At 60.1% G+C, this 24,187-nt stretch carries 23 protein-coding genes; 10 read left to right on the top strand and 13 right to left on the bottom strand.

Going from position 1 to position 24,187, the window contains the following annotated elements; genetic code table 11:
- Positions 1 to 98 precede the first annotated feature (98 nt).
- Positions 99 to 1,376, top strand: coding sequence for an acetyl-CoA C-acetyltransferase (locus CFE47_RS26885; protein ID WP_286841676.1), 1,278 nt, complete (start codon positions 99 to 101; stop codon positions 1,374 to 1,376).
- A 124-nt stretch (positions 1,377 to 1,500) separates the two neighbouring features.
- Positions 1,501 to 2,397, top strand: coding sequence for a PA4780 family RIO1-like protein kinase (locus tag CFE47_RS26880; protein WP_185705312.1), 897 nt, complete (start codon positions 1,501 to 1,503; stop codon positions 2,395 to 2,397).
- 136 nt (positions 2,398 to 2,533) lie between these two features.
- Here the strand turns inward: CFE47_RS26880 and cueR are convergent, their stop codons facing one another.
- From cueR to CFE47_RS26865, 3 genes are all read right to left on the bottom strand, one after another.
- Positions 2,534 to 2,935 (bottom strand): Cu(I)-responsive transcriptional regulator, encoded by a 402-nt coding sequence (gene cueR / locus CFE47_RS26875; protein WP_286841674.1) that lies wholly within the window; start codon positions 2,933 to 2,935, stop codon positions 2,534 to 2,536.
- Complete coding sequence (locus CFE47_RS26870) at positions 2,932 to 5,133, bottom strand: heavy metal translocating P-type ATPase (RefSeq protein ID WP_286841673.1); 2,202 nt, start codon at positions 5,131 to 5,133, stop codon at positions 2,932 to 2,934. Before CFE47_RS26870 ends, cueR begins: the two co-directional genes overlap by 4 nt.
- Positions 5,134 to 5,199: 66 nt before the next feature.
- Positions 5,200 to 5,580: a hypothetical protein gene (locus CFE47_RS26865; RefSeq protein WP_286841671.1), complete on the bottom strand. Its 381-nt coding sequence runs from the start codon at positions 5,578 to 5,580 to the stop codon at positions 5,200 to 5,202.
- 147 nt (positions 5,581 to 5,727) lie between these two features.
- On the opposite strand from CFE47_RS26865, the gene CFE47_RS26860 reads away from it, so the two are divergent.
- Both CFE47_RS26860 and CFE47_RS26855 read left to right on the top strand, forming a co-directional pair.
- A complete protein-coding gene (locus CFE47_RS26860) occupies positions 5,728 to 5,919 on the top strand; it encodes a heavy-metal-associated domain-containing protein (RefSeq protein WP_286841670.1) in 192 nt (63 codons plus the stop codon).
- Positions 5,920 to 6,004: 85 nt separating this feature from the next.
- Entirely contained in the window at positions 6,005 to 7,198 is a 1,194-nt protein-coding gene (locus CFE47_RS26855; protein ID WP_286841668.1) for a Bcr/CflA family multidrug efflux MFS transporter, read from the top strand.
- 8 nt (positions 7,199 to 7,206) lie between these two features.
- Here CFE47_RS26855 and CFE47_RS26850 read toward each other — a convergent pair whose 3' ends face one another.
- From CFE47_RS26850 to CFE47_RS26840, 3 genes are all read right to left on the bottom strand, one after another.
- On the bottom strand, positions 7,207 to 7,389 hold the full coding sequence (locus tag CFE47_RS26850; RefSeq protein WP_185705325.1) for a hypothetical protein: 183 nt from the start codon (positions 7,387 to 7,389) through the stop codon (positions 7,207 to 7,209).
- 145 nt (positions 7,390 to 7,534) lie between these two features.
- Positions 7,535 to 8,548: a zinc-binding alcohol dehydrogenase family protein gene (locus CFE47_RS26845; protein WP_286841667.1), complete on the bottom strand. Its 1,014-nt coding sequence runs from the start codon at positions 8,546 to 8,548 to the stop codon at positions 7,535 to 7,537.
- Between the two features lie 25 nt (positions 8,549 to 8,573).
- A complete protein-coding gene (locus CFE47_RS26840; RefSeq protein WP_286841666.1) occupies positions 8,574 to 8,867 on the bottom strand; it encodes a putative quinol monooxygenase in 294 nt (97 codons plus the stop codon).
- A 118-nt stretch (positions 8,868 to 8,985) separates the two neighbouring features.
- On the opposite strand from CFE47_RS26840, the gene vimR reads away from it, so the two are divergent.
- From vimR to CFE47_RS26825, 3 genes are all read left to right on the top strand, one after another.
- A complete protein-coding gene (vimR, locus tag CFE47_RS26835) occupies positions 8,986 to 9,915 on the top strand; it encodes a transcription regulator VimR (RefSeq protein ID WP_286841665.1) in 930 nt (309 codons plus the stop codon).
- A 134-nt stretch (positions 9,916 to 10,049) separates the two neighbouring features.
- The gene (locus CFE47_RS26830) at positions 10,050 to 10,745 is read left to right on the top strand and encodes an ArsR/SmtB family transcription factor (RefSeq protein ID WP_286841663.1); all 696 of its coding nucleotides are present in this window, start codon (positions 10,050 to 10,052) and stop codon (positions 10,743 to 10,745) included.
- 105 nt (positions 10,746 to 10,850) lie between these two features.
- On the top strand, positions 10,851 to 12,221 hold the full coding sequence (locus tag CFE47_RS26825; protein ID WP_286841661.1) for an MFS transporter: 1,371 nt from the start codon (positions 10,851 to 10,853) through the stop codon (positions 12,219 to 12,221).
- A 127-nt stretch (positions 12,222 to 12,348) separates the two neighbouring features.
- On the opposite strand, the gene CFE47_RS26820 is transcribed toward CFE47_RS26825, so the two are convergent.
- On the bottom strand, positions 12,349 to 13,302 hold the full coding sequence (locus CFE47_RS26820; protein WP_021493192.1) for an adenosine deaminase: 954 nt from the start codon (positions 13,300 to 13,302) through the stop codon (positions 12,349 to 12,351).
- A gap of 193 nt (positions 13,303 to 13,495) precedes the next feature.
- On the opposite strand from CFE47_RS26820, the gene CFE47_RS26815 reads away from it, so the two are divergent.
- Positions 13,496 to 14,587 carry a calcium:cation antiporter gene (locus tag CFE47_RS26815; protein ID WP_185705338.1) on the top strand — a complete coding sequence of 364 codons (1,092 nt, stop codon included), beginning with the start codon at positions 13,496 to 13,498 and terminating at the stop codon, positions 14,585 to 14,587.
- 152 nt (positions 14,588 to 14,739) lie between these two features.
- Here the strand turns inward: CFE47_RS26815 and CFE47_RS26810 are convergent, their stop codons facing one another.
- From CFE47_RS26810 to CFE47_RS26785, 6 genes are all read right to left on the bottom strand, one after another.
- Entirely contained in the window at positions 14,740 to 16,098 is a 1,359-nt protein-coding gene (locus tag CFE47_RS26810) for an 8-oxoguanine deaminase (protein WP_286841657.1), read from the bottom strand.
- Between the two features lie 156 nt (positions 16,099 to 16,254).
- A complete protein-coding gene (locus tag CFE47_RS26805) occupies positions 16,255 to 16,941 on the bottom strand; it encodes an SDR family oxidoreductase (protein WP_185705343.1) in 687 nt (228 codons plus the stop codon).
- A gap of 49 nt (positions 16,942 to 16,990) precedes the next feature.
- Positions 16,991 to 17,572, bottom strand: coding sequence for an IMPACT family protein (locus CFE47_RS26800; protein ID WP_286841655.1), 582 nt, complete (start codon positions 17,570 to 17,572; stop codon positions 16,991 to 16,993).
- Positions 17,573 to 17,584: 12 nt separating this feature from the next.
- A complete protein-coding gene (locus tag CFE47_RS26795) occupies positions 17,585 to 18,244 on the bottom strand; it encodes a TetR/AcrR family transcriptional regulator (protein ID WP_185705347.1) in 660 nt (219 codons plus the stop codon).
- Positions 18,245 to 18,331: 87 nt separating this feature from the next.
- On the bottom strand, positions 18,332 to 19,726 hold the full coding sequence (locus tag CFE47_RS26790) for a uracil-xanthine permease family protein (protein ID WP_286841726.1): 1,395 nt from the start codon (positions 19,724 to 19,726) through the stop codon (positions 18,332 to 18,334).
- Positions 19,727 to 19,806: 80 nt separating this feature from the next.
- A complete protein-coding gene (locus tag CFE47_RS26785; protein WP_185705349.1) occupies positions 19,807 to 20,727 on the bottom strand; it encodes a LysR family transcriptional regulator in 921 nt (306 codons plus the stop codon).
- A gap of 125 nt (positions 20,728 to 20,852) precedes the next feature.
- On the opposite strand from CFE47_RS26785, the gene aptA reads away from it, so the two are divergent.
- Together aptA and CFE47_RS26775 are read left to right on the top strand one after the other, a co-directional pair.
- The gene (gene aptA / locus CFE47_RS26780) at positions 20,853 to 22,202 is read left to right on the top strand and encodes an omega-aminotransferase AptA (protein WP_016977052.1); all 1,350 of its coding nucleotides are present in this window, start codon (positions 20,853 to 20,855) and stop codon (positions 22,200 to 22,202) included.
- Positions 22,203 to 22,241: 39 nt separating this feature from the next.
- On the top strand, positions 22,242 to 23,735 hold the full coding sequence (locus CFE47_RS26775; protein WP_124528143.1) for a CoA-acylating methylmalonate-semialdehyde dehydrogenase: 1,494 nt from the start codon (positions 22,242 to 22,244) through the stop codon (positions 23,733 to 23,735).
- Positions 23,736 to 24,187: the final 452 nt, after the last annotated feature.

Genomic DNA, 24,187 nt, shown 5'->3' with positions numbered 1-24,187 from the left:
GGCTGGGGTTCAAAGGGTTGACCACCCCGGGGCGGTAGTCGTTCGATCAGCCTAGGCTAGGCTCAGAGATTAAGCCCACACCAGAAAGGAAGCTTTCCATGACTCAATTGCGCCGCGTAGCGATCATCGGCGGTAACCGCATTCCCTTCGCCCGCTCCAATGGCCCGTACGCCACGGCAAGCAACCAGGCGATGCTGACGGCGGCGCTGGAAGGCCTGATCGAGCGCTACAACCTGCATGGCCTGCGCATTGGCGAGGTGGCTGCGGGGGCGGTGCTCAAGCATTCCCGTGACTTCAACCTGACCCGCGAATGTGTGCTGGGCTCGCGCCTCTCGCCGCAAACCCCGGCTTATGACATTCAACAGGCATGCGGCACCGGGCTGGAGGCGGCGTTGTTGGTGGCCAACAAGATTGCGCTCGGCCAGATCGAATGCGGTATTGCCGGCGGGGTGGACACGACCTCGGACGCGCCGATTGGCGTGAATGAAGGGCTGCGCAAGATCCTGCTGCAAGCCAACCGCAGCAAATCCATGGCGGATAAGTTAAAAGTCTTGTTACAACTTCGCCCTCATCACCTCAAGCCGGAGCTGCCACGCAATGGCGAACCGCGCACGGGGTTGTCCATGGGCCAGCATTGCGAGTTGATGGCGCAAACCTGGCAGATCCCCCGCGCCGAGCAGGACCAGTTGGCCCTCGAAAGCCATCAGAAAATGGCCGCTGCCTACGCCGAAGGCTGGCACAACGATTTGCTCACGCCCTTCCTGGGCCTGACCCGCGACAACAACCTGCGCCCCGACCTGACCCTGGAAAAACTTGCCGCCCTCAAACCCGCCTTTGAACGCAGCGAAAAGGGCACGCTGACCGCCGGCAATTCGACGCCGCTCACCGATGGTGCATCGCTGGTATTGCTGGGCAGTGAAGAATGGGCCAAGGCGCGTGGCCTGCCGATCCTTGCCTACCTGCGTGATGGCGAAGCGGCAGCGGTGGATTTCGTCAACGGTGCCGAAGGCCTGTTGATGGCGCCGGTGTACGCGGTGCCGCGTTTGTTGGCGAGGAATGGTCTGACGCTGCAGGACTTCGATTACTACGAGATTCACGAGGCGTTCGCCGCCCAGGTGTTGTGCACGCTCAAGGCCTGGGAGGATGCGGACTACTGCAAGACGCGCCTGGGGCTGGAGGCGCCGTTGGGGTCTATCGACCGCAGCCGCCTGAATGTGAAGGGCAGCTCCCTGGCTGCCGGGCACCCGTTCGCCGCCACCGGCGGGCGTATCGTCGCCAACTTGGCCAAATTGCTGGATGCGGCAGGTAAGGGGCGTGGTCTGATTTCCATCTGCGCGGCGGGTGGGCAAGGGGTTACAGCGATCATTGAGCGTTGAAACTGGCATATTGGATGCATTCTTAAGTGATCAACGGTCGGTAGCCCCTCCCACCGGCGAGCCGATTGCCGTATAACGAGTGCCATACGCGTATTTGGTAATAAAGGACCCACAATAAAAGCTGATGAAGACTCCTAAACGCATTGAACCCCTGATCGAAGACGGTCTGGTCGACGAAGTGCTGCGCCCACTCATGAGTGGTAAAGAAGCAGCTGTTTATGTGGTGCGCTGCGGCAATGAATTGCGTTGCGCCAAGGTTTACAAGGAGGCGAACAAACGAAGTTTTCGTCAGGCGTCCGAATACCAGGAAGGCCGTAAGGTCCGCAACAGCCGCCAGGCCCGGGCCATGGCCAAGGGCTCCAAGTTCGGCAAGAAAGAAACCGAAGATGCCTGGCAAAACGCCGAAGTGGCGGCGTTGTTCCGCCTGGCCGGCGCGGGCGTTCGCGTGCCCCAGCCGTTCGACTTCCTCGAAGGCGTGCTGCTGATGGAACTGGTGGCTGACGAGTACGGCGATGCGGCGCCGCGTCTGAACGACGTGGTACTGGAGCCGGACCAGGCACGTGAATACCACGCTTTCCTGATCTCCCAGATTGTGCTGATGCTGTGTACCGGCCTGGTGCACGGTGACTTGTCCGAGTTCAACGTACTGCTCACGCCGACCGGCCCGGTGATCATCGACCTGCCTCAGGCGGTGGATGCGGCGGGCAACAACCACGCGTTCAGCATGCTCGAACGGGATGTTGGCAACATGGCTTCCTACTTCGGGCGCTTTGCCCCGGAGTTGAAGAAGACCAAGTACGCCAAGGAAATGTGGGCATTGTACGAAGCCGGCACCTTGCACCCGGCCAGTGTATTGACCGGCGAGTTCGACGAACCGGAAGAACTGGCGGACGTGGGCGGCGTGATTCGCGAAATCGAAGCGGCGCGGCTGGATGAAGAGCGCAAGCAGGCGATTCGGGCGGCGGATGATGCGCCACCGAGCAAGACGGCGGAAGAACCGCCACCGCCTTGGATGCAATGATTCGTTAACCCGAGGCTGGCGCGGTTCCCTGTGGGAGCTGGCTTGCCTGCGGTTGCATCACCTCAGTGTGGCTGACACACCGAGGTGTCTGCATCGCAGGCAAGCCAGCTCCCACAGTTGTTTTGTGTATGCCCTTTCAGGTGCAGCAACTCCCCGACGCCAGTTCCTTGAGTATCGGACAATCCGGCCGATCATCGCCCTGGCAGTGCTCCACCAGGTCCTGCAGCGTATCGCGCAATTGCCCCAGCTCCAGGATCTTCTGGTTCAACGCTTCGATATGCTGGCGCGCCAACGCTTTCACATCGGCACTGGCGCGCTGCCGGTCCTGCCACAGGGTCAGCAGCTTGCCGACCTCTTCCAATGAAAATCCCAAGTCTCGCGAGCGTTTGATAAACGCCAGGGTGTGCAAATCGTCCGCGCCATAGATCCGATAGCCGCTGTCGGTGCGGTGGGCGGCTTTGAGCAGGCCGATGGATTCGTAGTAGCGAATCATCTTGGCGCTCAACCCGCTCTGGCGGGCGGCTTGGCCGATGTTCATGGGCGCTGATCCTCCAGGTCCTTGGGTTTCCAAGTCTTCAACAGTAACGCATTGCTCACCACGCTGACGCTGGACAAGGCCATCGCTGCACCGGCCAAAACCGGGTTGAGCAGGCCGAATGCCGCCAGGGGAATGCCGATCAAGTTATACACAAACGCCCAGAATAGGTTCTGGCGGATTTTCGCATAGGTCTTGCGACTGATCTCCAGGGCGGCCGGGACCAGCCGTGGGTCGCCGCGCATCAAGGTGATGCCGGCGGCGTGCATGGCCACGTCGGTGCCGCCGCCCATGGCGATGCCGATATCAGCGGCAGCCAGCGCCGGGGCGTCGTTGATGCCATCGCCGACCATGGCCACCACGCCGGTTTTTTTCAGCTCGGCGACAGTGGCCGCTTTGTCGGCGGGCAGCACTTCGGCGTGTACATCATCGATGCCCAACGCCTCGGCGACCACGCGGGCGCTGCCGCGATTGTCGCCGGTGAGCAAATGGCTGGTGATGTGCCGGGCCTTGAGTTGCTCCACCGCTTCCAGTGCGCCGGGCTTGAGCGTGTCGCCAAACGCGAACAAGCCCAGCGCACGCGGATGTGCACCTTGCTCAATCAGCCAGGACAACGTGCGTCCCTCGGCTTCCCAAGCCTTGGCCGACTCGGCCAGGTCGCCCGTGCTCAAACCGTTTTCTTCCAACAGCCGGCGATTGCCCAAGGCCAGTGGCCGACCGTCGAGTGTGCCGGCAATGCCGCGACCGGTAAGGGATTGACTGGCGCTTACATCGGCCACGTTCAACCCTTGTTCGCTGCAGGCATCCAGCACCGCCTTGGCCAACGGGTGTTCACTGCCGCGCTGCAATGCGCCGGCTTGTTGCAACAGCAGGGCTTCGTTGCCATCCACCGCCACAAGATGGGCGATCTTCGGCGCGCCAGAGGTAAGGGTGCCGGTCTTGTCGAACACCACGGCGCTTACTTCATGGGCGCGTTCCAGGGCCTCAGCGTCTTTAATCAGGATGCCGTAGCGTGCGGCGACGCCAGTACCGGCCATGATCGCGGTGGGTGTGGCCAGGCCCAGGGCGCAAGGGCAGGCGATCACCAGCACGGCGACGGCGTTGATGATCGCGGTCTCCATCGACGCGCCGTACAGCCACCAGCCCACCAGGGTGATCAGCGCCAGCACCAACACTGCTGGAACGAAGACCTGACTGACTTTATCCACCAACTTCTGGATCGGTGCCTTGGCGGCTTGTGCGTCTTCCACCAGGCGGATGATTCGCGCCAGCACGCTTTCCGCGCCCAAGGCCTGGGTGCGCACCAGCAAGCGGCCTTCGCCGTTGATGGCGCCGCCGGTAACCTTGTCCCCCGGTTGTTTCGGTACTGGCAGGCTTTCACCGCTGATCAAGGCTTCGTCGGCGTGGCTCTGACCCTCGACCACTTCGCCGTCCACCGGGAAACGCTCGCCGGGCTTGACCAAGACCAGGTCGCCCAATTTCAGCGCATTGATGGCCACTTCTTCTTCGCGGCCTTCAATGACCCGAATCGCCCGCTCCGGGCGCAGCGCTTCAAGGGCGCGAATGGCGCTGGCAGTCTGGCGTTTGGCGCGGCTTTCCAGGTATTTGCCCAGCAGCACCAAGGCGATCACCACCGCCGAGGCTTCGAAGTAAAGGTGCGGCATGCTGCCTGCTGGCGCGGTAAGCCATTCATAGATACTCAGGCCATACCCGGCGCTGGTGCCGATGGCCACCAGCAGGTCCATATTGCCTGCACCGGCCCGCACGGCTTTCCAGGCCGCTATATAGAAGCGCGCACCAAAGATGAATTGCACGGGCGTGGCCAGTGCGAACTGCACCCAGGCCGGTAGCATCCAATGCAGGCCGAAGGGCTCTACCAACATCGGCAACACCAACGGCAGCGCGAGCGCAATGGCCAGCAGTAGCGACCAGCGCTCGCGGTGCAGGCGTTGTGCCTGGTTTGCGTCTGTGGTGGTTTCACTTTGGGGCAGGCTGGCGGTATAGCCGGCCTTGTCGACGGCGGCGATCAACACGGCGGGGTCCATCTGGCCCTGCACTTCAACGTGGGCGCGTTCATTGGCCAAGTTGACGGTGACGCTTTGCACCCCCGGCACCTTGCCCAGCGCGCGTTCGACACGGCCGGCACAGCTGGCACAGGTCATGCCGCTGATGGGGAGGTCAAACGTGGTCGATCCATTCATGGGGCAGTCCTCCAGAAGAAGTTGCCCCTAGCATCAACCTTGACCTATGGGTAAGGTCAAGCGCGTTTAATATTCCAGTGAGGCGGCTTTGAGGTACATACCGTCCGGGCCCTGGGCGATGCGCAACTTGCGCACGTCACCGGCCTTGAGCGTGATGTTCTGTGCAGGCGGCGCTAACAGGCCCGGCAGGCAGCCCGGGGATTGGCCCGGCAGCAGTTTCAAGCGCAATGACAGGTTGCCCGCCGGCAAGTTGAACGAGGTGGCTTGCTCCTGGAACAGCCGGCCTGCCAACTGGTCATTGAGGTACAAGCCGATCTCGCAGTTGGTCGGCACTTCCAGGCGTTCGCGGGAAATGATCAGCACCGCGTAGTCTTCTGCGGCATAGGCCAGGGGCGCAGCGGCAGACAAACTCATCAGGCCCGCAAGGGCAAAAAACGACCAGCGCATGGCGAATGCTCCATGGTTCATATCCAAGATGGGTGAAGCTTGGCCGACCACGCCTGCGAATACCAGCCCGGCCGAACATTACAGAACTTGACCTTGCCACGATGGCAAGGTCGACAGTACACCCAACCTCATCAAAGGAGTCATGTCATGCAAGTATTCAACGTTGAAGGAATGACCTGCGGCCATTGCGTTCGGGCCGTGACCCAGGCGGTGCAGAGCCAGGACCCGGCCGCTGAAGTGAAGGTGGACCTCGCGGCCAAGCAAGTCAGCGTGCAAAGCCAGCTGAGCCCGGAAGTGATCGCCGGCTTGATCCGCGAAGAAGGCTACACCGTCGCCTGATTTTTAATAGTTAGCGAGCTATCGTAATGTTCAAGGCACCCAAGCACGGCTAGACTGTCGGGCTGCTGTCCTACTTGGGTGCCTGATGAACCTCCGCATAATTTTGATCCTGGGTGCCTTGAGCGCCTTTGCGCCGTTGGCGATCGATTTTTACCTGCCGGGCTTCCCGGCGATGGCCGCCGCGTTTGCCACCGACGAAAAACATATCCAGCGAACGCTGGCGGTGTACTTCGCGGGCCTGGCGATCGGCCAATTGATCTATGGCCCATTGGCCGACCGCTTTGGCCGGCGCGTGCCGCTGCTCAGTGGCGTCACCTTGTTCACCTTGGCTTCTTTTGCCTGTGCCTATGCGCCGTCCCTGGAATGGCTGACGGGCGCGCGTTTTGTGCAGGCCCTTGGCGGTTGCGCGGGTATGGTGATTTCCCGTGCGGTGGTCAGCGACAAATGTGACGCAGTGGGTTCGGCCAAGGTGTTTTCCCAACTGATGCTGGTGACCGGCCTCGCGCCGATCCTGGCGCCGCTGGCGGGCGGGGTGATGGTCGGGTTGTGGGGCTGGCAGTCGATCTTCCTCGCGCTGACCGTGTTCAGCGTGATGGCCGCCATCGCTGTGGCGGTGGGTTTGCCGGAAACCTTTCCAGCCCATCAGCCACGCCAGCCGCTGTCTGGCTCGCTGCGTCGCTACGGCGCGCTGTTGTCCGACCGGGTCTACCTCGGCTACGCCCTCACCGGCGGTATTTCGATTGCCGGGATGTTTGCCTATATCGCCGGCTCCCCCTTCGTCTTTATCCAACTCTACGGCGTGCCCGCCGAGCATTACGGCTGGCTGTTCGGCTCCAACGCAGCGGGCTTTATCCTGGTGGCGCAGCTCAATGCGCGGTTGCTTTCCAAGCGCGGCCCAGCGTTTTTGCTGTCACGCAGCGTGTGGGTCTATCTGTTGGCGGCGGTAACGTTGCTCGGTGTTGCGGCATTGCGCACCGATGCTTTGTGGCCATTGCTGGTGCCGTTGTTTCTCTGCATCGCCAGCCTGGGCTGCATTTTGCCCAACACCTCAGCGTGTGCCATGAGCGGGCAGGGTGCACGTGCCGGTAGCGCATCGGCGCTGCTGGGGTGCATTCAGTTTGGCGTAGCGGCGGGAGCGGCGTCGTTGGTGGGGATCCTGCACGATGGCAGCGCGATGCCGATGGCAATGGTCATCAGCCTGTGCGGTGTATTGGCCGTGACGATTGCGGTGTCGACCCAGCGCCTGCAACAGGCAAGGGCCGCGCAGGCGCAGGTCTAGGAAACCGATCAGCCAGCGGCGGAGCGTTGCTGGCTGGGTGGGAAGCGGTGAGGCGCCTGGATACGGGCTTGCAGGGTGTCGGCAAAGGCGCGGGCCTCGGCCTCGGTGCGGAAAGTGAAGGCGTCGCCGTCGAGACGAACCTGCCATTTGTTGCCTGGGGATTTTGCTAACGCTTTTATCAGGATCTTCATTGCTGACCTCCTTACGTAAAAGAAACGCGGCAAAGGCGGCCAATATAAACCCGAATACGCTCACAAATATGACAAAGGTCAACCTTCGGACTAATGGTGACGTCCATCACCTTGGTGAATAACGGACGTCACCCAAGCGCTCCTTTCAGAACCCTTCCAACACAATCTTGCCCTTGGCCTTGCCGCTTTCCAGCAATGTGTGGGCACGGCGCAGGTTGGCCGCGTTGATCACGCCGAAGTGCTCGCCCACCGTGGTTTTCAAGGTGCCGGCGTCGATCAGCTCGGCCACGCGATTGAGCAGGTTGTGCTGCTCGATCATGTCCGGTGTCTCGAACATCGAGCGTGTGTACATGAACTCCCAATGCAGCGACAGGCTCTTGCGCTTGAGCTTGCTCACGTCCAGCGCTTTTGGGTCGTCGATCAGCGCCAGCTTGCCTTGGGGTTGCAGGGCTTCAACAAGCTGGTCCAAGTGATGGTCGGTCTGGGTCAGGCTGGCGACGTGGGTAACGTGTGCCTGGCCGGCATTTTTCAGCGCTTCGCTCAGCGGTTGGCTGTGGTCGATCACCAGGTCGGCGCCCAAGGCCTTGGCCCATTCCTGGGTTTCCGGGCGCGAGGCGGTACCGATCACTTTCAACGCGGTGAGTTGGCTGGCGAGTTGGGTGAGGATCGAACCCACACCACCGGCTGCGCCGACGATGAGCAGGCTCTGGCCTTCATCCTGTTTCCCTTCATGTACTTGCAGGCGCTCAAACAGCAGTTCCCAGGCGGTGATAGCCGTGAGCGGCAGTGCGGCGGCCTCTGCGAAGCCGAGGCTTTTCGGCATGTGGCCAACGATACGCTCGTCCACGGTGTGCAGTTCGCTGTTGCCGCCCGGGCGTACCAGGGAGCCTGCGTAGAACACCTTGTCACCAGCCTTGAACAGCGTGACTTCGCTGCCGACAGCCTTGACCACACCGGCCACGTCCCAGCCCAGCACCTTGGCGGCGCCGTTTTCCGGGGCGACGTTCTGGCGCACCTTGGTGTCTACCGGGTTCACGGAGATGGCTTTGACTTCCACCAGCAGGTCACGGGGGCCGGCAACAGGCGCGGGCAATTCGATGTCTTGCAGGGCGTTTGGGTCGTTGATTGGCAGGGATGTGTAGTAGGCAATGGCTTTCATGGGAGCTCCGGGAAATGGGCGGTGATCAGGCAAGAAACTTCAGGCGCTTGAGTTCGAAGTGTTCAATCACATCGGCAGCCTTGGCGCGGAAATTCTGAATGTGGGCACTTTGGTCGTGGTCAGCCAGCGCGGCCTCGTCGCTCCAGCGTTCAAGCATGTAGAAGGTCTCTGGATGTTGCAGGTCCTGGTGCAGGTCGTACTGCTCGCACCCGGCTTCAAGACGGGTAGGTTCCAGCAGGCCGCGTAGCAGGGGTTCCAGGACGGCCTGTTGGCCGGGTTTGGCGATCAGCGTGGCGATGACGTTAAAGGCTGTGGACATATTCGACTCCAGACACGTGATAAACGGGATGCACAGATGATTGGCTATTTCCCACGAAGATAAAAGCGGCTAAAACAAAGGTCTGTTTCAACAAAATATTGATAATGAGCGGAAATACATGCTGCGTTTTGATGATTTGCAGTTGTTTGTGCGCGCCGCCGACTTGGGCAGTTTGTCGGCGGCGGCGCGGGTGATGGATTTGTCGCCTGCTGTGGCCAGTGCGGCGCTCAAGCGTATCGAACAGCAACTGGGCGCGCGCTTGCTGGCCCGCTCTACCCGCAGCTTGCGCCTGACTGCCGAAGGTGAAGGTTTCCTGGAATATGCCCGCGCCGCGTTGAGTTCTTTGGACGAAGGGCGACGTCTATTGGCCAGTGGCCAAGACCATGTCAGCGGCGTGCTGCAGCTGTCGGCGCCTTCGGACTTCGGCCGCAACCAACTGCTGCCGTGGCTGGATGAGTTCCAGCGCGAGTACCCGCAACTGACCGTACGCCTGCTGTTGGGGGATCGCATTGCCGACTTGTTTCGCCAACCGGTGGACATCGCCCTGCGCTACGGCGAACCGGAGGATTCGAGTCTCATCGCACTCCCGGTCGCAGCAGAAAATGTGCGGGTGTTGTGCGCTGCGCCCAGTTACCTTGCGCGCCATGGTGAGCCGACACATTTGGAACAACTGGCTCAGCACAATTGCCTGCTCTATATGCTCGGCAGCCGAGTCCACGATCATTGGACCTTTCACGATGGCAGGCGCGAAGTCAGTCTGACGGTCAGCGGTGATCGTTTCAGCGACGATGCAGATGTGGTGCGCCGCTGGGCGGTAGCCGGTGTGGGCATTGCTTATAAATCCTGGTTGGATGTCAGCACCGATGTGCTGGCTGGGCGCTTGCGTTTGATCCTGCCGGAGTTGCGTGGTGAACGAACGCCGCTCAATTTGTTGTGCGCACATCGCGCCCAGTTGAGCAAACCCATCAACTTGCTGCGGGAAATGCTTGTGTCTCGCTGTGCGACATTAAGCGCGCAGTTGCCGGAGCGATTGATCACCGGCCAGTAGCCTTCGAGTTCTCCAGACATTTCACTCAAGTGCTGTCCCTATCTGCGCTGTAGGACGCGGCGGAACCGTGCGTTTGCGCCCCTATACTTTGACGCCAACCGCAGCAGTCAAACGATTTAACAGGGAGTGAACCGATGGAAGAATCACCTTGTATCAGTCATATCGCCAGCTTGCTCGCCGATCCCAAACGTGCCGCGATGCTCTGGGCCTTGATGGACGGTTCGGCCAAATCCTCCTCGGAGCTGGCGAGGTCTGTCGGGCTGACAGCGGCATCGGCCAACGCCCATCTGGGTCGGTTGATCGGTAGCGGGTTGCTGCGGGTCGAGGTTGGGCGCGGCAAGCGCCTGTTTCGCATGGCGGCGCCAGACGTCAGCGCCGCTATCGATGCCTTGGCCTGCACAACAGTGGCCAGCGCGGCACGCAACGCGCCAGAGGTTGCACTGCCTGCATTGGCGGCGCCGTTGTCGCTGCGACGTGCCCGGTTATGCCGTGGCCACCTCGGTGGCGAGTTGGCGGCGCAGTTGTACCAACAGATGTTGGCGGGGCGATGGATCGAGCGCTATGAACATCGGACTGAGGTCACACTAAAGGGAGCGCGGCACTTGGCGCACCTGGGTATTTTCACCCAAGCGCTGGCAACGCCATTGGTGTGTGACTGCTGCGATTGGAGTCAACAGCATCCGCACCTGGGAGGTGCGTTGGGCGCCGGGTTGCTGCAACTTTTCTTGCAGTCGAACTGGATCAGCGTGGCCCACGACTCCCAAGCGTTGACGGTAAGTGACATCGGCCTGACGGAAATCGCGCGATTGGCAGCGCCGGAGCAGTCGTAGTAGCGGTCGCGTCGTTCAGAGTTTCAATCAGGTCGCATCCAGCAATAACCCGGAAAAACCATGCCGCACACTCGCCGAGGGGATTCTTCACACAGGGGGTGCGGCATGGGTATGCAAGGCTATAGCGCAGCGGAACGGCTGGAACGGTTGCCCATCAGCGGCTACCACCGAATCATTTTCATCATCATCGCCCTGGCGTTTTTCTTCGACTCCATGGACCTGGCGATGATGACCTTCCTGTTGGGGTCGATCAAAACCGAGTTCGGGCTGAGCACAGCCCAGGCTGGGTTGTTGGCCAGTTCGAGTTTTTTTGGCATGGTGGTAGGGGCATCGTTGTCCGGGATGCTCGCCGATCGCTTTGGCCGCAAACCCGTGTTCCAGTGGAGCATTGTGTTGTGGGGCATCGCCAGTTACCTGTGCTCCACGGCGCAGACGGTGGAGACGCTGACGCTGTTTCGCATCCTGCTGGGGATTGGCATGGGCATGGAGTTTCCGATTGCGCAGTCAATGCTGTCCGAGCTGATTCCGGCCAAGGGGCGTGGGCGCTATATCGCGCTGATGGACGGCTTCTGGCCGTTGGGTTTTGTGGCGGCGGGGGTGCTGTCTTACTTTTTGCTGCCGGTGATTGGCTGGCGCGACATCTTCCTGGTGTTGGCGGTGCCGGCGGTGTTTGTACTGGCGATCCGGTTTTTTATCCCCGAGTCGCCGCGCTGGCTGGAACAGGCTGGGCGGCATGAGGCTGCAGACAAGGTACTGCAGGGCATCGAGCAAAAAGTCCGCGATTCGATAGGTCGCCACGACCTACCAGAGCCCATCCGCCTGCCGCGGGTGGAGAGTACGCCCGGGACATTCTTCTCGGCATTCCAGCAGCTGTGGTCGGCGCAGTATCGGCAACGCACGATGATGATCTGGAGTGTGTGGTTTTTTGCCTTGCTGGGTTTTTACGGGCTGACGTCTTGGTTGAGCGCGCTGTTGCAGCAGTCGGGTTTCGCGGTCACCCAGTCGGTGTATTACACGGTGATCATTTCCCTGGGCGGGATTCCCGGTTTCTTGATGGCGGCTTGGCTGGTGGAGCGGTGGGGGCGTAAGCCGGTGTGCGTCGTAACGTTGCTGGGTGGCGGGGTGATGGCGTTTTTGTACGGGCAGAGTGCGGTATTTGGCGGCAACGTGGGCCTTCTGATCACGTCAGGCCTGTTGATGCAGTTCTTTCTGTTTGGCATGTGGGCGGTGCTCTACACCTACACGCCGGAGCTATATCCCACCTCGGCGCGGGCGACGGGGTCCGGGTTTGCCTCGGCGATTGGCCGGGTCGGTTCGTTGCTTGGGCCGTTGGTGACCGGGCTGGTGTTTCCGATTACCGGGCAGGGTGGCGTGTTTGCCCTGGGCGCGCTGTGTTTTGCGGTCGCGGCGCTGGTGGTGTGGGTGTTTGGGATGGAGACGAAGGGCAAGACGTTGGAAGAGCTCACCCAGGCTTGAAGCAAATGAGGTCAAAGTGGGAGCCGGGCTTGCCCGCGATGGCGGTGTGTCAGGCAGTAGAGGGCTGGCTGATGCATCGTCATCGCAGGCAAGCCAGCTCCCACATTTTTAGACCGTGTTTATCCCGTTACGGCTTTACCAACCGCGCATCCAGACTGTTCTGCGCCAGGCGTTTGGCCTGGTCCTGGGTCATGCCCAGTGCAGTGTGCAGCGCGTGGAAGTTCTCGGTGACATAACCGCCGAAGTACGCCGGGTCGTCCGAGTTGACCGTGACTTTCACGCCACGCTCAAGCATGTCGAGAATGTTGTGCTGGGCCATGTCGTCGAACACGCAGAGCTTGGTGTTGGACAGTGGGCACACGGTCAACGGGATTTGCTCGTCGATGATGCGCTGCATCAAACGCTCGTCTTCAATGGCGCGTACGCCATGGTCGATTCGCTGGATTTTCAGCAGGTCGATGGCCTCCCAGATGTACTCGGGTGGGCCTTCTTCGCCGGCGTGGGCCACGGTCAGGAAGCCTTCGTGACGGGCACGGTCGAACACGCGCTGGAACTTGCTCGGCGGGTGACCCATTTCGGAACTGTCCAGGCCCACGGCCACGAACGCATCACGGAACGGCAGCGCCTGGTCGAGGGTTTTCTCGGCTTCGGCTTCGCTCAAGTGACGCAGGAAGCTCAAGATCAAACCACTGGTGATGCCCAGTTGCTGCTCGCCATCTTTGAGCGCAGCGGCGATGCCATTGAGCACCACTTCGAAGGGGATGCCACGGTCGGTGTGGGTCTGCGGGTCGAAGAACGGTTCGGTGTGGATCACGTTCTGTTCTTTGCAGCGCAGCAGGTAGGCCCAGGTCAGGTCGTAGAAGTCCTGGGAGGTGCGCAGCACATCGGCACCCTTGTAGTACAGGTCGAGAAACTCTTGCAGATTGTTGAAGGCGTAAGCCTTGCGCAGGGTTTCGACGTCGTTCCACGGCAGCGCAATTTTGTTGCGCTCAGCCAGGGCGAACAGCAACTCAGGCTCCAGCGAGCCTTCCAGGTGCAGGTGCAGTTCCGCCTTGGGCAGGGCGTTGAGCCAATCGTACATTTCTAAGTTCTCATCAGATGCAATGGCGGCATTCTACAGGCCATGGCTGAAATAATTGGCAAAACCTGACCAGCAGGATCGTTTTTGTTGCGTTCGCACAAGGGCCGCGTGAACTAAGGTGTAACGAAACGTTAGCAGCGTGCCGTAGTCTGTACCCCATCAATGACTGATTTGCTGTTCGATAAGGCCCGGAATGCTCACATCCCTCAAGCAAGAAAAATTCATGCTGCTGGCGCTGATTGCCGCCATTGCCGCGTACCCGCTGGAACACTGGATGCTCAACAGCGGACAGGGCGTGGCGCTGCTCGGTGGCGTGGTGCTGATCGCGTTTATCGTGGTGGCGTCGATGCGTGTCGCCCATCATGCCGAGCAATTGGCCGAAAAGGTCGGCGACCCCTACGGCACCATGATCCTCACCTTGGCCGCCGTGCTGGTGGAAGTGGTGATCCTTGCGATCATGATGAGCAACGAGCCGTCGCCTACGTTGGTGCGCGACACGATCTACTCGGCGGTGATGCTCGATATCAACGGCATTCTCGGCCTGGCCGCGCTGATGGGCGGCATCAAGCATGGCGAACAGTCCTACAACGATGATTCGGCGCGCAGCTACAGCGTGATGATTCTCACCGCCATGGGCGTGTCCATGGTGGTGCCGGAGTTTATACCCGAGGCCGACTGGAAAATTTACTCGGCCTTCACCATCGGCGCGATGGTGGTGCTGTACACCTTGTTCCTGCGGATGCAGGTGGGGCCCCACAGTTATTTCTTCAGCTACAGCTACCCGGAGAAGCGTCGCAAGAAGCAGCCGGAGGAAGAGGAGTCGCCGCCGGTGAACCTGGCGTTTTCCATCGGCACGTTGGTGTTTGGCGTGATTGTGATTGGTGCACTGGCCGAGGTGATGTCCAAGACCCTGGACCTGGGCCTGGAAGGCACGGGCGCGCCGCCGGTGATCACGGCGATTGTGGTGGCAGCCATTTCGGCGGCGCCGGAAATTCTGACGGCATTGCGGGCGGCGTTGGCCAACCGTATGCAGTCGGTGGTGAATATTGCCTTGGGCGCGTCGCTGTCGACGGTAATTCTGACGGTGCCCGTGATGGAGGCCATGGCGCTCTATACCGGCCAGCCGTTCCAGATGGCGATGACGCCGGTGCAGACGGTGATGGTGTTTATCACGCTGATTGTCAGTGCGATCAACCTCAATGATGGCGAGACCAATGCCATCGAAGGGATGACGCATTTTGTGTTGTTTGCCACCTTTATCATGTTGTCGTTGCTGGGGCTCTAAACGCCGTAGATCTTAATGTGGGAGGGCTTGTGTGGGAGCTGGCTTGCCTGCGATAGCATCACCTGGGATTAGCTGAAAAACCGAGGTGTCTGCATCGCGGGCAAGCCCGGCCTCCACAAAAGACTGCTCCCACATTTAGAGCTGCGTCAGGCTCAAGTTCCTGCGATCAAGGCTCTTGCCGCTTGGGTGTGATCAGCAATCAAACCTTTGAGGTCCAGTCCTTCGACTTGGCCGTCAATCACCCGCCATTTACCCGCCACCATCACCCGGTCCGCCCGGTCTGCACCGCACAGCAGCAGCGCGGAAATCGGATCATGGCTACCCGAGAAGCGCAGCTCATCCAGCTTGAACAGCGCCAAGTCGGCTTGCTTTCCTACAGCCAACTCACCGATGTCCGTACGGCCCAGTAACTGCGCTGAGCCCTTCGTCGCCCAGCCCAGCACGCCTTCGGGGGTGATCTTTTCTGCGCCGTAGCGCAAGCGCTGGATATACAGGGCCTGGCGTGCTTCGAGGATCATGTTCGACGCATCGTTGGAGGCTGAGCCGTCCACGCCCAGACCGATAGGCGCACCGGCGGCGAGCAGGTCCAGGGTCGGGCAGATGCCAGAGGCCAGGCGCATGTTCGAACTTGGGCAATGGCAGATACCGGTGCCGGCATCGCCCAGGCGCGCAATTTCGTCCGGGTTGAAGTGAATGCCATGGGCCAGCCAAGTGCGTGGGCCGAGCCAGCCGACGCTGTCAAGGTAGTCGACGGTGCGCAGGCCGAAGCGTTGCAGGCAGAAGTCTTCTTCGTCCAGGGTTTCCGCCAGGTGCGTATGCAGGCGCACATCGAGTTTTTCGGCCAGTTCGGCACTGGCGCGCATGATTTCCGGGGTGACGGAAAACGGTGAGCAGGGCGCCAGCGCGATTTGGATTTGCGCGCCGTTGCCACGTTGATGGTATTCGTGGATCAGGCGCTGGCTGTCGTCGAGGATCACCTGGCCTTGCTGCACGGTTTGCTGCGGCGGCAGGCCACCATCGGCTTCGCCCAGGCTCATGGAGCCGCGGGTAAGCATGGCGCGCATGCCCAGTTCACGCACGCTTTGCACCTGAACATCGATCGCATTTTCCAAACCATCGGGAAACAAGTAATGGTGGTCGGCGGCCGTGGTGCAGCCCGAAAGCAGCAGTTCAGCCAGCGCGACTTTGGTGGCGAGGGCGAGTTTTTCCGGGGTGAGGCGCGCCCACACCGGGTACAGGGTTTTCAGCCAGGGGAACAGCGGCTGATTGACCACCGGCGCCCAGGCGCGGGTCAGGGTTTGGTAGAAGTGGTGGTGGGTGTTGATCAGGCCCGGCAGGATCACATGTTCGCGGGCGTCGAAAATTTGCCCGCAAGGCACCGAGGGTTCTTGTCCCCAGCCGAGCACTTCAGTGATCACACCGTCTTGCAGCACCAATCCACCACGGGCATCGAGACCATTGGCAGTGAAAATCGCGAGGGGGTTTTTTAACCAGATACGGGTCGCAGGCATTGGCCGGCTCCTCTGAATGATGGGTTCAGGTTTGCCAGCTCAGTGTTGCCCTGTCTGCTGATCCAGGGTCGCCGGTTAAGGCGAGGGAGTAGATTACGTGTAGTTCGAGATCTCGTCCATCTGTAGGAGGATGGACGAGATCAGTGTGGGAGGTGGTTACCAGGCGATGGTGTCGCCCTTGTAGTCCACGAAGTGGTGGCCGCCTTTACCGGTGTAGGCATTCACTTGATCTACTAGGCCACGCACGCTGGTGTCCACGTCGATATGCGCGTTTTCGCCGCCCATGTCAGTTTTCACCCAGCCCGGATGCAGCGACAATACGGTCAATTTTTGATCACCCAATTGGGTAATGAAACTGTTGGTCATGGAGTTGAGTGCGGCCTTGCTGGCCTTATACAGCGCCAAGTCCGAGCCATCGGGGATGGTCACGCTGCCCAGTACCGAACTCATGAACGCCAGCACGCCGCTGTCTTTGCGGATCTGCCCGACGAAACGCTGGGCCAGGTTGATCGGTGCCACTGCGTTGGTGAAAAACAGTTGGCCGACTTCCGCCAGGGTGGCGTGGCCAGGTTCCTGATTCGCGGGGCCTTTGACGCCGGCGTTGACGAACAACAGGTCGAAGGTGCGGTCCTTGAGGCGCTGGCTCAGGGCGATCACGGCTTGCTGATCGTCCATGTCGAGTTTCTCGATCTTCACTGGCCCGACGGCTTTCAGGGCATCGGCTTTACTCGGGTCTCGTACGGTGGCGGTCACGTCCCAGCCGTCCTGGAGCAATTGCTTGACCAGGCCAAGGCCCAGCCCGCGCGAGGCGCCGATGATCAGTGCGGTTTTTGGCGTAGACATGAAAAGCTTCCTTTGGAGTCGCGGTTCAGGGAGTTCAATGTAAGCAGTTTCAGCGTTGTAACAGGATACGCCCACGGCTGAGGTCGGCGAGTTGAGTTTGCAAGGTGTCGATCTGTGCTTCACCCAAGGCAAGCTGCAGCTCGACGCCATTGGCGGTAAAGGTTTCCTCCACCACCAGCCCACCCAGTTCGGCGACACGCAGTTTTACCAGATTCAATTCGGAGAAACTGCAGGCGCAGCTCAACGGCACCCGGCTGATCAGTTCGATACGTTCGGCGTTTTGCAGGCATTTGTTCGCGCCACCCCCGTAGGCGCGGGCCAGGCCACCGGTGCCGAGTTGGATGCCGCCGTACCAGCGAATGACCAGTACCGCGACCTGGTCAAAACCTTGCGCCTCGATGGCCGCCAGGATTGGTCGACCCGCCGTGCCACCGGGCTCTCCATCGTCATTGCTGCGGTATTGGTCCGCGAGTTTCCAAGCCCAGCAGTTGTGCGTGGCGTTCGGGTCACTGTGCTGCTCGAAAAACGCCTGGGCGTCTTGCGGGCTAGTGATCGGGGCGGCAAGGGTGATAAAGCGGCTTTTGCGTATTTCTTCACGAAATTCGCAAAGGCCGGTCAGCGTGAAAGACATAAGGCGCTTCGTTTATAGGGCCGGCTTGACGCCACAGCCTTTGAGAATGATGTGGATCAGGTTGTTGCCGGCGTCTTCCATATCCTGCTTGGTCAGCTTGGTACGGCCAGTGACGCGGCAGATTTGGGTGGCGAAGTCGGCGTAATGCTGGGTGCTGCCCCACAACAGGAAGATCAGGTGCACCGGGTCGACGGGGTCCATCTTGCCGGCTTCTATCCAGGCTTGGAACACCGCGGCACGGCCGCTGAACCAGGCACGATAGTCCTGGCTGAAATATTCGGTCAGGCATTCGCCGCCGCTGATGATCTCCATGGCGAAGATCCGCGAGGCTTGGGGATGACGTCGCGAAAACTCCATCTTGGTGCGGATATAGCGACTCAAGGCGATGGCGGGATCGTCCTCGGCGGTCAGCGCGTTGAAGGTGCTGTCCCACAGTTCGAGGATATTGCTGAGCACCGCGATATACAGCCCCAACTTATTGGTGAAGTAGTAATGCAAGTTGGCTTTTGGCAGCCCGGCACTGGCAGCAATGGTGTTCATGCTGGTGCCTTTGTAGCCATGGCGCGCGAATTCGTCTTCAGCAGCCTGGAGGATCGCTTGTTCGTTCTTTTGCCGAATACGGCTGGCGGGTTTTCCGGTGGGGTTGCTGTGGGCAGGAACTTCGAGGCTCATGGAGGTTTCCGTGCTGATCGATAGAGACGACGTGTGCACAGATAACCCACCCTCAAGCCTCAGACAAGTCCCGATGCAATAAAACCGTCAAAGCGGTTCGAGTGTGTCGCTTTCCGGTGTGTGGTTTGCGGCAATGGGGCTGGCCTTGGCCTCCGGTAATAACAGGCACAGCACAATGGCCGTCAGGCCGCCGCTGGTGATGGCCGAATCGAACAGGTTCTGCACCAGGGTTGGCATCAGGTGCAGCAGGTTCGGTTGGGCGGCGATGCCCAGGCCGACGCCAAAGGAAGTGGCGATGATCAACATGCTGCGACGGTCCAACGGCGCCTGGGCCAGGATACGCACACCGGCAGCGGCCACACTGCCGAACATCACCAGGGTTGCGCCGCCCAGAACGGGCTTGGGGATTTGCTGCAGCACTGCGCCAATCAACGGAAACAAGCCGAGGCAAAACAGCACCACGCCGATGTATAAGCCGACGTAACGGCTGGCCACGCCGGTGAGTTGGATCACGCCGTTGTTCTGGGCAAATGTGGTGTTTGGGAAGGCGCTGAATGTGGCGGCGATCATGCAACTGACGCCATCACCCAATACGCCACCCTTGAGCCGGCTTATATAAGAGGGGCCGCTGATGGGCTGGCGGGCGATCATGCAATTGGCGGTGAGGTCGCCGACGGTTTCGATACTGCTGATCAGGTAAATCAGTGCGATCGGTAGGAAAGCGCTCCAGTCGAAGTTGAATCCGAAGCGAAAGGGGATTGGCAGGCTGACCAGCGGCAGGTCGGGCAGGGCTTGGGGTACGAGCTTGCCGCTGAACCAAGCCGCCAGGCTGCCAAGGGCCAGGCCGATGATGATCGCCGAGAGCCGTACCCAGGGGGTGTTGGAGCGGTTGAGCAGGATGATCGTCAACACCACGAACACGCCCAATGCCAGGTTGGTGGGCGCGCCAAAGTCGGGCGCGTTGAAACCGCCGCCCAGGTCAGTGATGCCCACTTTGATCAGGCTGATGCCGATGAGGGTAATCACAATCCCGGTCACCAACGGTGTGATCACCCGGCGCAGTTGGCCGATGAAGCGGCTCAACACGATCTGCACCAAAGCGCCGAAAAAGCACACGCCGAAGATCATCGCCATGATGTCTTCCGGGCTGCCGCCACGTTGCTTCACCAGGAAGCCCGCCGACAATACTGCGCCGAGGAACGCGAAGCTGGTGCCTTGCAGGCAGATCATCCCGGCGCCGATGCCAAACGGCCTACGCGCCTGGATGAAGGTGCCGACGCCGGAGACCATCAGCGCCATGCTGATCAAGTAGGGCAAGTGGGCGGTCAGGCCCAAGGTGGAGCCGATGATCAATGGCGGAGTAATGATGCCCACGAAAGCGGCCAGCACATGTTGCAGTGCGGCCAATAAGGCAGGCGCGGGTTTTGGTCGGTCGTTGAGTCCGTAGATCAGGTCGCTGTTGCTGGACGATTCTGGTGGCATGGCGGGCAAGCTCAAGGTCGATGTCCTTGTGCTCTTGCAAAAAACTGTCCAACTGCTCAGCTTTTTGCCGCGACGCCGCGTTAGCGGGTTGCCGCGAGGCTTTCCAGGAAACTTTCCAGCACCAAATGGGGGCGGCGGCCCTTGCGCGTGACCGATGCGAGGCTTAAATCGTAAAAACGTGTAGCCGGTTTCAGCGCACGCAGTCGGCCTTGTTGCACCCATAGGCTGGCGTAGTGATCGGGCAGGTAGCCGATGTAGCGGCCAGTGAGGATCAGGAACGCCATGCCTTCGCGGTCAGATGCACTGGCGGTGCAGTTGAGGGCCTGGTAGTGCGCCTGGATGTCGGCTGGCAAGCGGAAGGTGGGGGCGATGGCGTCCTGGCTGTCGATACGCGTGTCGTCCAGTTGTTTGTTGTCGGCATAAAACAGAGGGTGGCCGACCGCGCAGTAGAGCAATGAGCGTTCGCTGTACAGCGGTTGATATTCCAATCCTGACAGGGCGCTGGCTTGCGGCACCACGCCGACGTGCAGTCGACCGTCGAGCACACCTTGTTCCACTTCGTTGGGGGCGATCATGCGGATCTGGATTTGCACGTCCGGGCCGCGCTCCTTCAACTGTGCCAACGCGTGGGTGATGCGCATGTGGGGCAGGGTGACGAGGTTGTCCGTGAGGCCGATGATCAACTCGCCGCGCAAATGCTGGTGCAGGCCGTTGACCTCGGTGCGGAAACTTTCCAGGGCGCTTAATAGCTGCAGGGCGGATTGGTAGACCTCGCGGCCTTCTTCGGTCAGGGAAAACCCAGCGCGCCCGCGTTGGCAGAGTCTTAAGCCGAGGCGTTGCTCAAGATCACTCATTTGCTGGCTGATCGCCGAACGACCGATGCCAAGCACGGTTTCTGCCGCCGAGAAACCACCGCACTCCACCACGCTGCGAAAGATGCGCAACAGGCGTATGTCGAAGTCGCTGACTTGGGCCAGTGGATCGGGTCGACGGCTGCTCATAGTTTAGTGAAGGCCTGACTGAAGGTTAGAAGAGTTGAATTTCACCGACTTTATCGCCGTGGCAATTTAGCTGCAACAACGCTTTTCAATCCCGACGCTGCCTTTTGCCTTGCGAGGTTTTGCTGATGAACATGCCCGAAAACGCCCCATCGTCCCTGGCCAGCCAACTGAAGTTGGACGCGCACTGGATGCCGTACACCGCCAACCGTAACTTCCAGCGTGACCCGCGCCTGATCGTGGCCGCCGAAGGCAGCTGGTTGACGGATGATAAGGGGCGCAAGGTCTACGACTCGTTGTCGGGCCTTTGGACCTGCGGCGCCGGGCATACCCGTAAGGAAATCCAGGAGGCGGTGGCCAAGCAACTGGGCACCCTGGATTACTCGCCGGGCTTCCAATACGGTCATCCGCTGTCCTTCCAACTGGCAGAAAAGATTACCGACCTGACCCCGGGCAACCTGAATCACGTGTTCTTCACTGACTCTGGTTCCGAGTGCGCTGATACCGCGGTGAAAATGGTGCGTGCCTACTGGCGCCTAAAAGGCCAGGCCACCAAGACCAAGATGATCGGCCGCGCCCGTGGCTACCACGGTGTAAACATCGCCGGTACCAGCCTGGGTGGTGTGAACGGCAACCGTAAGATTTTTGGCCAGGCAATGATGGATGTTGACCATCTGCCCCACACCCTGCTGGCGAGCAATGCGTTCTCTCGTGGCATGCCGGAGCAGGGTGGTATTGCCTTGGCCGATGAATTGCTCAAGCTGATTGAGTTGCACGACGCTTCGAATATTGCTGCGGTGTTTGTCGAACCGATGGCGGGTTCCGCTGGCGTGCTGGTGCCGCCACAGGGTTACCTCAAGCGTCTGCGCGAGATCTGCGACCAGCACAACATTTTGCTGGTGTTCGATGAGGTGATCACCGGTTTCGGCCGTACCGGCTCGATGTTCGGTGCTGACAGCTTTGGTGTAACCCCAGACCTGATGTGCATCGCCAAGCAAGTCACCAACGGTGCAATCCCGATGGGCGCGGTCATTGCCAGCAGCGAGATCTATCAGACCTTCATGAACCAAGCCACGCCTGAGTACGCGGTGGAATTCCCACACGGCTACACCTACTCGGCGCACCCGGTAGCGTGCGCGGCTGGCCTGGCGGCATTGGACCTGTTGCAGAAGGAAAACCTGGTGCAGAGCGTAGCCGAAGTCGCGCCGCACTTTGAGAATGCGCTGCATGGTTTGAAGGGCAGCAAGAACGTAATCGACATTCGCAACTATGGCCTGGCCGGTGCGATCCAGATTGCCCCGCGTGACGGCGATGCCATCGTGCGTCCATTCGAGGCTGGCATGGCTTTGTGGAAGGCCGGGTTCTACGTGCGCTTTGGCGGCGACACGCTGCAGTTTGGGCCAACCTTCAACAGCAAGCCGCAGGACCTGGATCGTCTGTTCGACGCGGTCGGCGAAGTGCTGAACAAGATCGACTGATTTCTCCTTCTATATAGAACAACTTTTCAGGAGCCCTGCATGAGCCTTATCCAGCATTTGATCAACGGTGAGTTGGTCAATGACAGCGGCCGTAGTGCTGATGTGTACAACCCGTCCACCGGCCAAGTGATTCACCAGGTGCCGTTGGCCAGTCGCGAAACTATTCAGCAGGCTATCGACTCGGCCAAGGCTGCGTTTCCGGCGTGGCGTAATACCCCGCCGGCCAAGCGTGCCCAGGTGATGTTTCGTTTCAAGCAATTGCTGGAGCAAAACGAAGCGCGTATCTCGCAGTTGATCAGCGAAGAGCACGGCAAGACGCTGGAGGACGCGGCGGGTGAATTGAAGCGCGGGATCGAGAACGTTGAGTACGCGTGTTCGGCGCCGGAGATTCTGAAGGGTGAATACAGCCGTAACGTAGGACCGAACATTGATGCGTGGTCGGATTTCCAGCCGCTGGGCGTGGTGGCCGGTATTACGCCGTTCAACTTCCCAGCGATGGTGCCGCTGTGGATGTACCCGCTGGCGATCGTTTGCGGTAACTGTTTCATCTTGAAACCTTCGGAGCGCGATCCAAGTTCGACGCTGCTGATTGCACAACTGTTGCAGGAAGCCGGTCTGCCTAAGGGTGTGCTGAGCGTGGTGCACGGTGACAAAGGCGCGGTGGATGCGCTGATCGAAGCGCCGGAGGTGAAGGCGCTGAGTTTTGTGGGCTCGACACCGATTGCCGAGTACATCTATTCCGAAGCCACCAAGCGCGGCAAACGCGTGCAAGCCCTGGGCGGTGCGAAGAACCATGCGGTGTTGATGCCGGATGCAGACCTCGATAACGCGGTCAGTGCCTTGATGGGCGCAGCCTATGGTTCGTGCGGAGAGCGTTGCATGGCGATCTCGGTGGCCGTCTGCGTGGGCGACCAGGTAGCGGATGCGTTGATCGCCAAGCTGGTGCCGCAGGTCAAGGCGCTGAAGATCGGCGCCGGAACGTCTTGCGGCCTGGATATGGGGCCGTTGGTGACGGGGCAGGCGCGGGACAAGGTCAGTGGCTATATCGAAGACGGTGTGGCGGCGGGTGCTGAGTTAGTGGTTGATGGGCGTGGTTTGAGCATTGCCGGGCATGAAGAGGGTTTCTTCCTGGGTGGCAGCCTGTTTGATCGCGTAACGCCTGAGATGCGCATCTATAAAGAAGAGATCTTCGGGCCAGTGCTGTGCGTGGTGCGGGTGAATAGCCTGGAAGCGGCGATGCAGCTGATCAACGATCATGAATACGGCAACGGTACCTGCATCTTTACCCGTGATGGTGAAGCGGCGCGTCTGTTCTGTGACGAGATTGAAGTGGGCATGGTGGGCGTGAACGTTCCACTGCCGGTTCCGGTGGCCTATCACAGCTTTGGCGGCTGGAAGCGCTCGCTGTTTGGCGACTTGCACGCTTATGGGCCGGATGGCGTGCGTTTCTATACCCGTCGCAAGGCGATCACTCAGCGTTGGCCGCAGCGGGCCAGCCATGAAGCCTCGCAGTTCGCGTTCCCTAGCTTGTAACTTGAGCTGAAAGCCGGCCCCTTGGGGCCGGCTTTTGTGTTTTTGGGGTTTTTCTGACCTATATGACAGAAATGTGAAGAAACAGGTTGACGGCAGATTCTGGAGGCCTATAATTCGCCCCACTTCCGGCGCAGTCGAAACGGAAAACTCCTTGGTAAACAATGAGTTATGTAGGTTTTGGCAGTCAGTTGCTTCAGTTCATCGAAGCTCGCAGGAAGTTGAAAAAGAGGTGTTGACAGCAGCGTGTAACGCTGTAGAATTCGCCTCCCGCTAACGAGTGATCGGAAGCGCAAGTGGTTGAAGTTGTTGAAGAAATCTTCGAAAACTTCTGAAAATAATCACTTGACAGCAAATGAGGCTGCTGTAGAATGCGCGCCTCGGTTGAGACGAAAGATCTTAACCAACCGCTCTTTAACAACTGAATCAAGCAATTCGTGTGGGTGCTTGTGGAG

The sequence above is a fragment of the Pseudomonas sp. PGPPP1 genome, from assembly GCF_002255865.1.
Taxonomy (GTDB): Bacteria; Pseudomonadota; Gammaproteobacteria; order Pseudomonadales; family Pseudomonadaceae; genus Aquipseudomonas; species Aquipseudomonas cremoris.
This window is presented reverse-complemented; position numbering and strand designations above follow the sequence as displayed.

Bases quoted from the DNA above. Each gene is read 5' to 3' on its own strand.
- CFE47_RS26885 (WP_286841676.1), top strand. From the start codon at position 99: ATGACTCAATTGCGCCGCGTAGCGATCATCGGCGGTAACCGCATTCCC.
- CFE47_RS26880 (WP_185705312.1), top strand. From the start codon at position 1,501: ATGAAGACTCCTAAACGCATTGAACCCCTGATCGAAGACGGTCTGGTC.
- cueR (WP_286841674.1), bottom strand. From the start codon at position 2,935: ATGAACATCGGCCAAGCCGCCCGCCAGAGCGGGTTGAGCGCCAAGATG.
- CFE47_RS26870 (WP_286841673.1), bottom strand. From the start codon at position 5,133: ATGAATGGATCGACCACGTTTGACCTCCCCATCAGCGGCATGACCTGT.
- CFE47_RS26865 (WP_286841671.1), bottom strand. From the start codon at position 5,580: ATGCGCTGGTCGTTTTTTGCCCTTGCGGGCCTGATGAGTTTGTCTGCC.
- CFE47_RS26860 (WP_286841670.1), top strand. From the start codon at position 5,728: ATGCAAGTATTCAACGTTGAAGGAATGACCTGCGGCCATTGCGTTCGG.
- CFE47_RS26855 (WP_286841668.1), top strand. From the start codon at position 6,005: ATGAACCTCCGCATAATTTTGATCCTGGGTGCCTTGAGCGCCTTTGCG.
- CFE47_RS26850 (WP_185705325.1), bottom strand. From the start codon at position 7,389: ATGAAGATCCTGATAAAAGCGTTAGCAAAATCCCCAGGCAACAAATGG.
- CFE47_RS26845 (WP_286841667.1), bottom strand. From the start codon at position 8,548: ATGAAAGCCATTGCCTACTACACATCCCTGCCAATCAACGACCCAAAC.
- CFE47_RS26840 (WP_286841666.1), bottom strand. From the start codon at position 8,867: ATGTCCACAGCCTTTAACGTCATCGCCACGCTGATCGCCAAACCCGGC.
- vimR (WP_286841665.1), top strand. From the start codon at position 8,986: ATGCTGCGTTTTGATGATTTGCAGTTGTTTGTGCGCGCCGCCGACTTG.
- CFE47_RS26830 (WP_286841663.1), top strand. From the start codon at position 10,050: ATGGAAGAATCACCTTGTATCAGTCATATCGCCAGCTTGCTCGCCGAT.
- CFE47_RS26825 (WP_286841661.1), top strand. From the start codon at position 10,851: ATGGGTATGCAAGGCTATAGCGCAGCGGAACGGCTGGAACGGTTGCCC.
- CFE47_RS26820 (WP_021493192.1), bottom strand. From the start codon at position 13,302: ATGTACGATTGGCTCAACGCCCTGCCCAAGGCGGAACTGCACCTGCAC.
- CFE47_RS26815 (WP_185705338.1), top strand. From the start codon at position 13,496: ATGCTCACATCCCTCAAGCAAGAAAAATTCATGCTGCTGGCGCTGATT.
- CFE47_RS26810 (WP_286841657.1), bottom strand. From the start codon at position 16,098: ATGCCTGCGACCCGTATCTGGTTAAAAAACCCCCTCGCGATTTTCACT.
- CFE47_RS26805 (WP_185705343.1), bottom strand. From the start codon at position 16,941: ATGTCTACGCCAAAAACCGCACTGATCATCGGCGCCTCGCGCGGGCTG.
- CFE47_RS26800 (WP_286841655.1), bottom strand. From the start codon at position 17,572: ATGTCTTTCACGCTGACCGGCCTTTGCGAATTTCGTGAAGAAATACGC.
- CFE47_RS26795 (WP_185705347.1), bottom strand. From the start codon at position 18,244: ATGAGCCTCGAAGTTCCTGCCCACAGCAACCCCACCGGAAAACCCGCC.
- CFE47_RS26790 (WP_286841726.1), bottom strand. From the start codon at position 19,726: ATGCCACCAGAATCGTCCAGCAACAGCGACCTGATCTACGGACTCAAC.
- CFE47_RS26785 (WP_185705349.1), bottom strand. From the start codon at position 20,727: ATGAGCAGCCGTCGACCCGATCCACTGGCCCAAGTCAGCGACTTCGAC.
- aptA (WP_016977052.1), top strand. From the start codon at position 20,853: ATGAACATGCCCGAAAACGCCCCATCGTCCCTGGCCAGCCAACTGAAG.
- CFE47_RS26775 (WP_124528143.1), top strand. From the start codon at position 22,242: ATGAGCCTTATCCAGCATTTGATCAACGGTGAGTTGGTCAATGACAGC.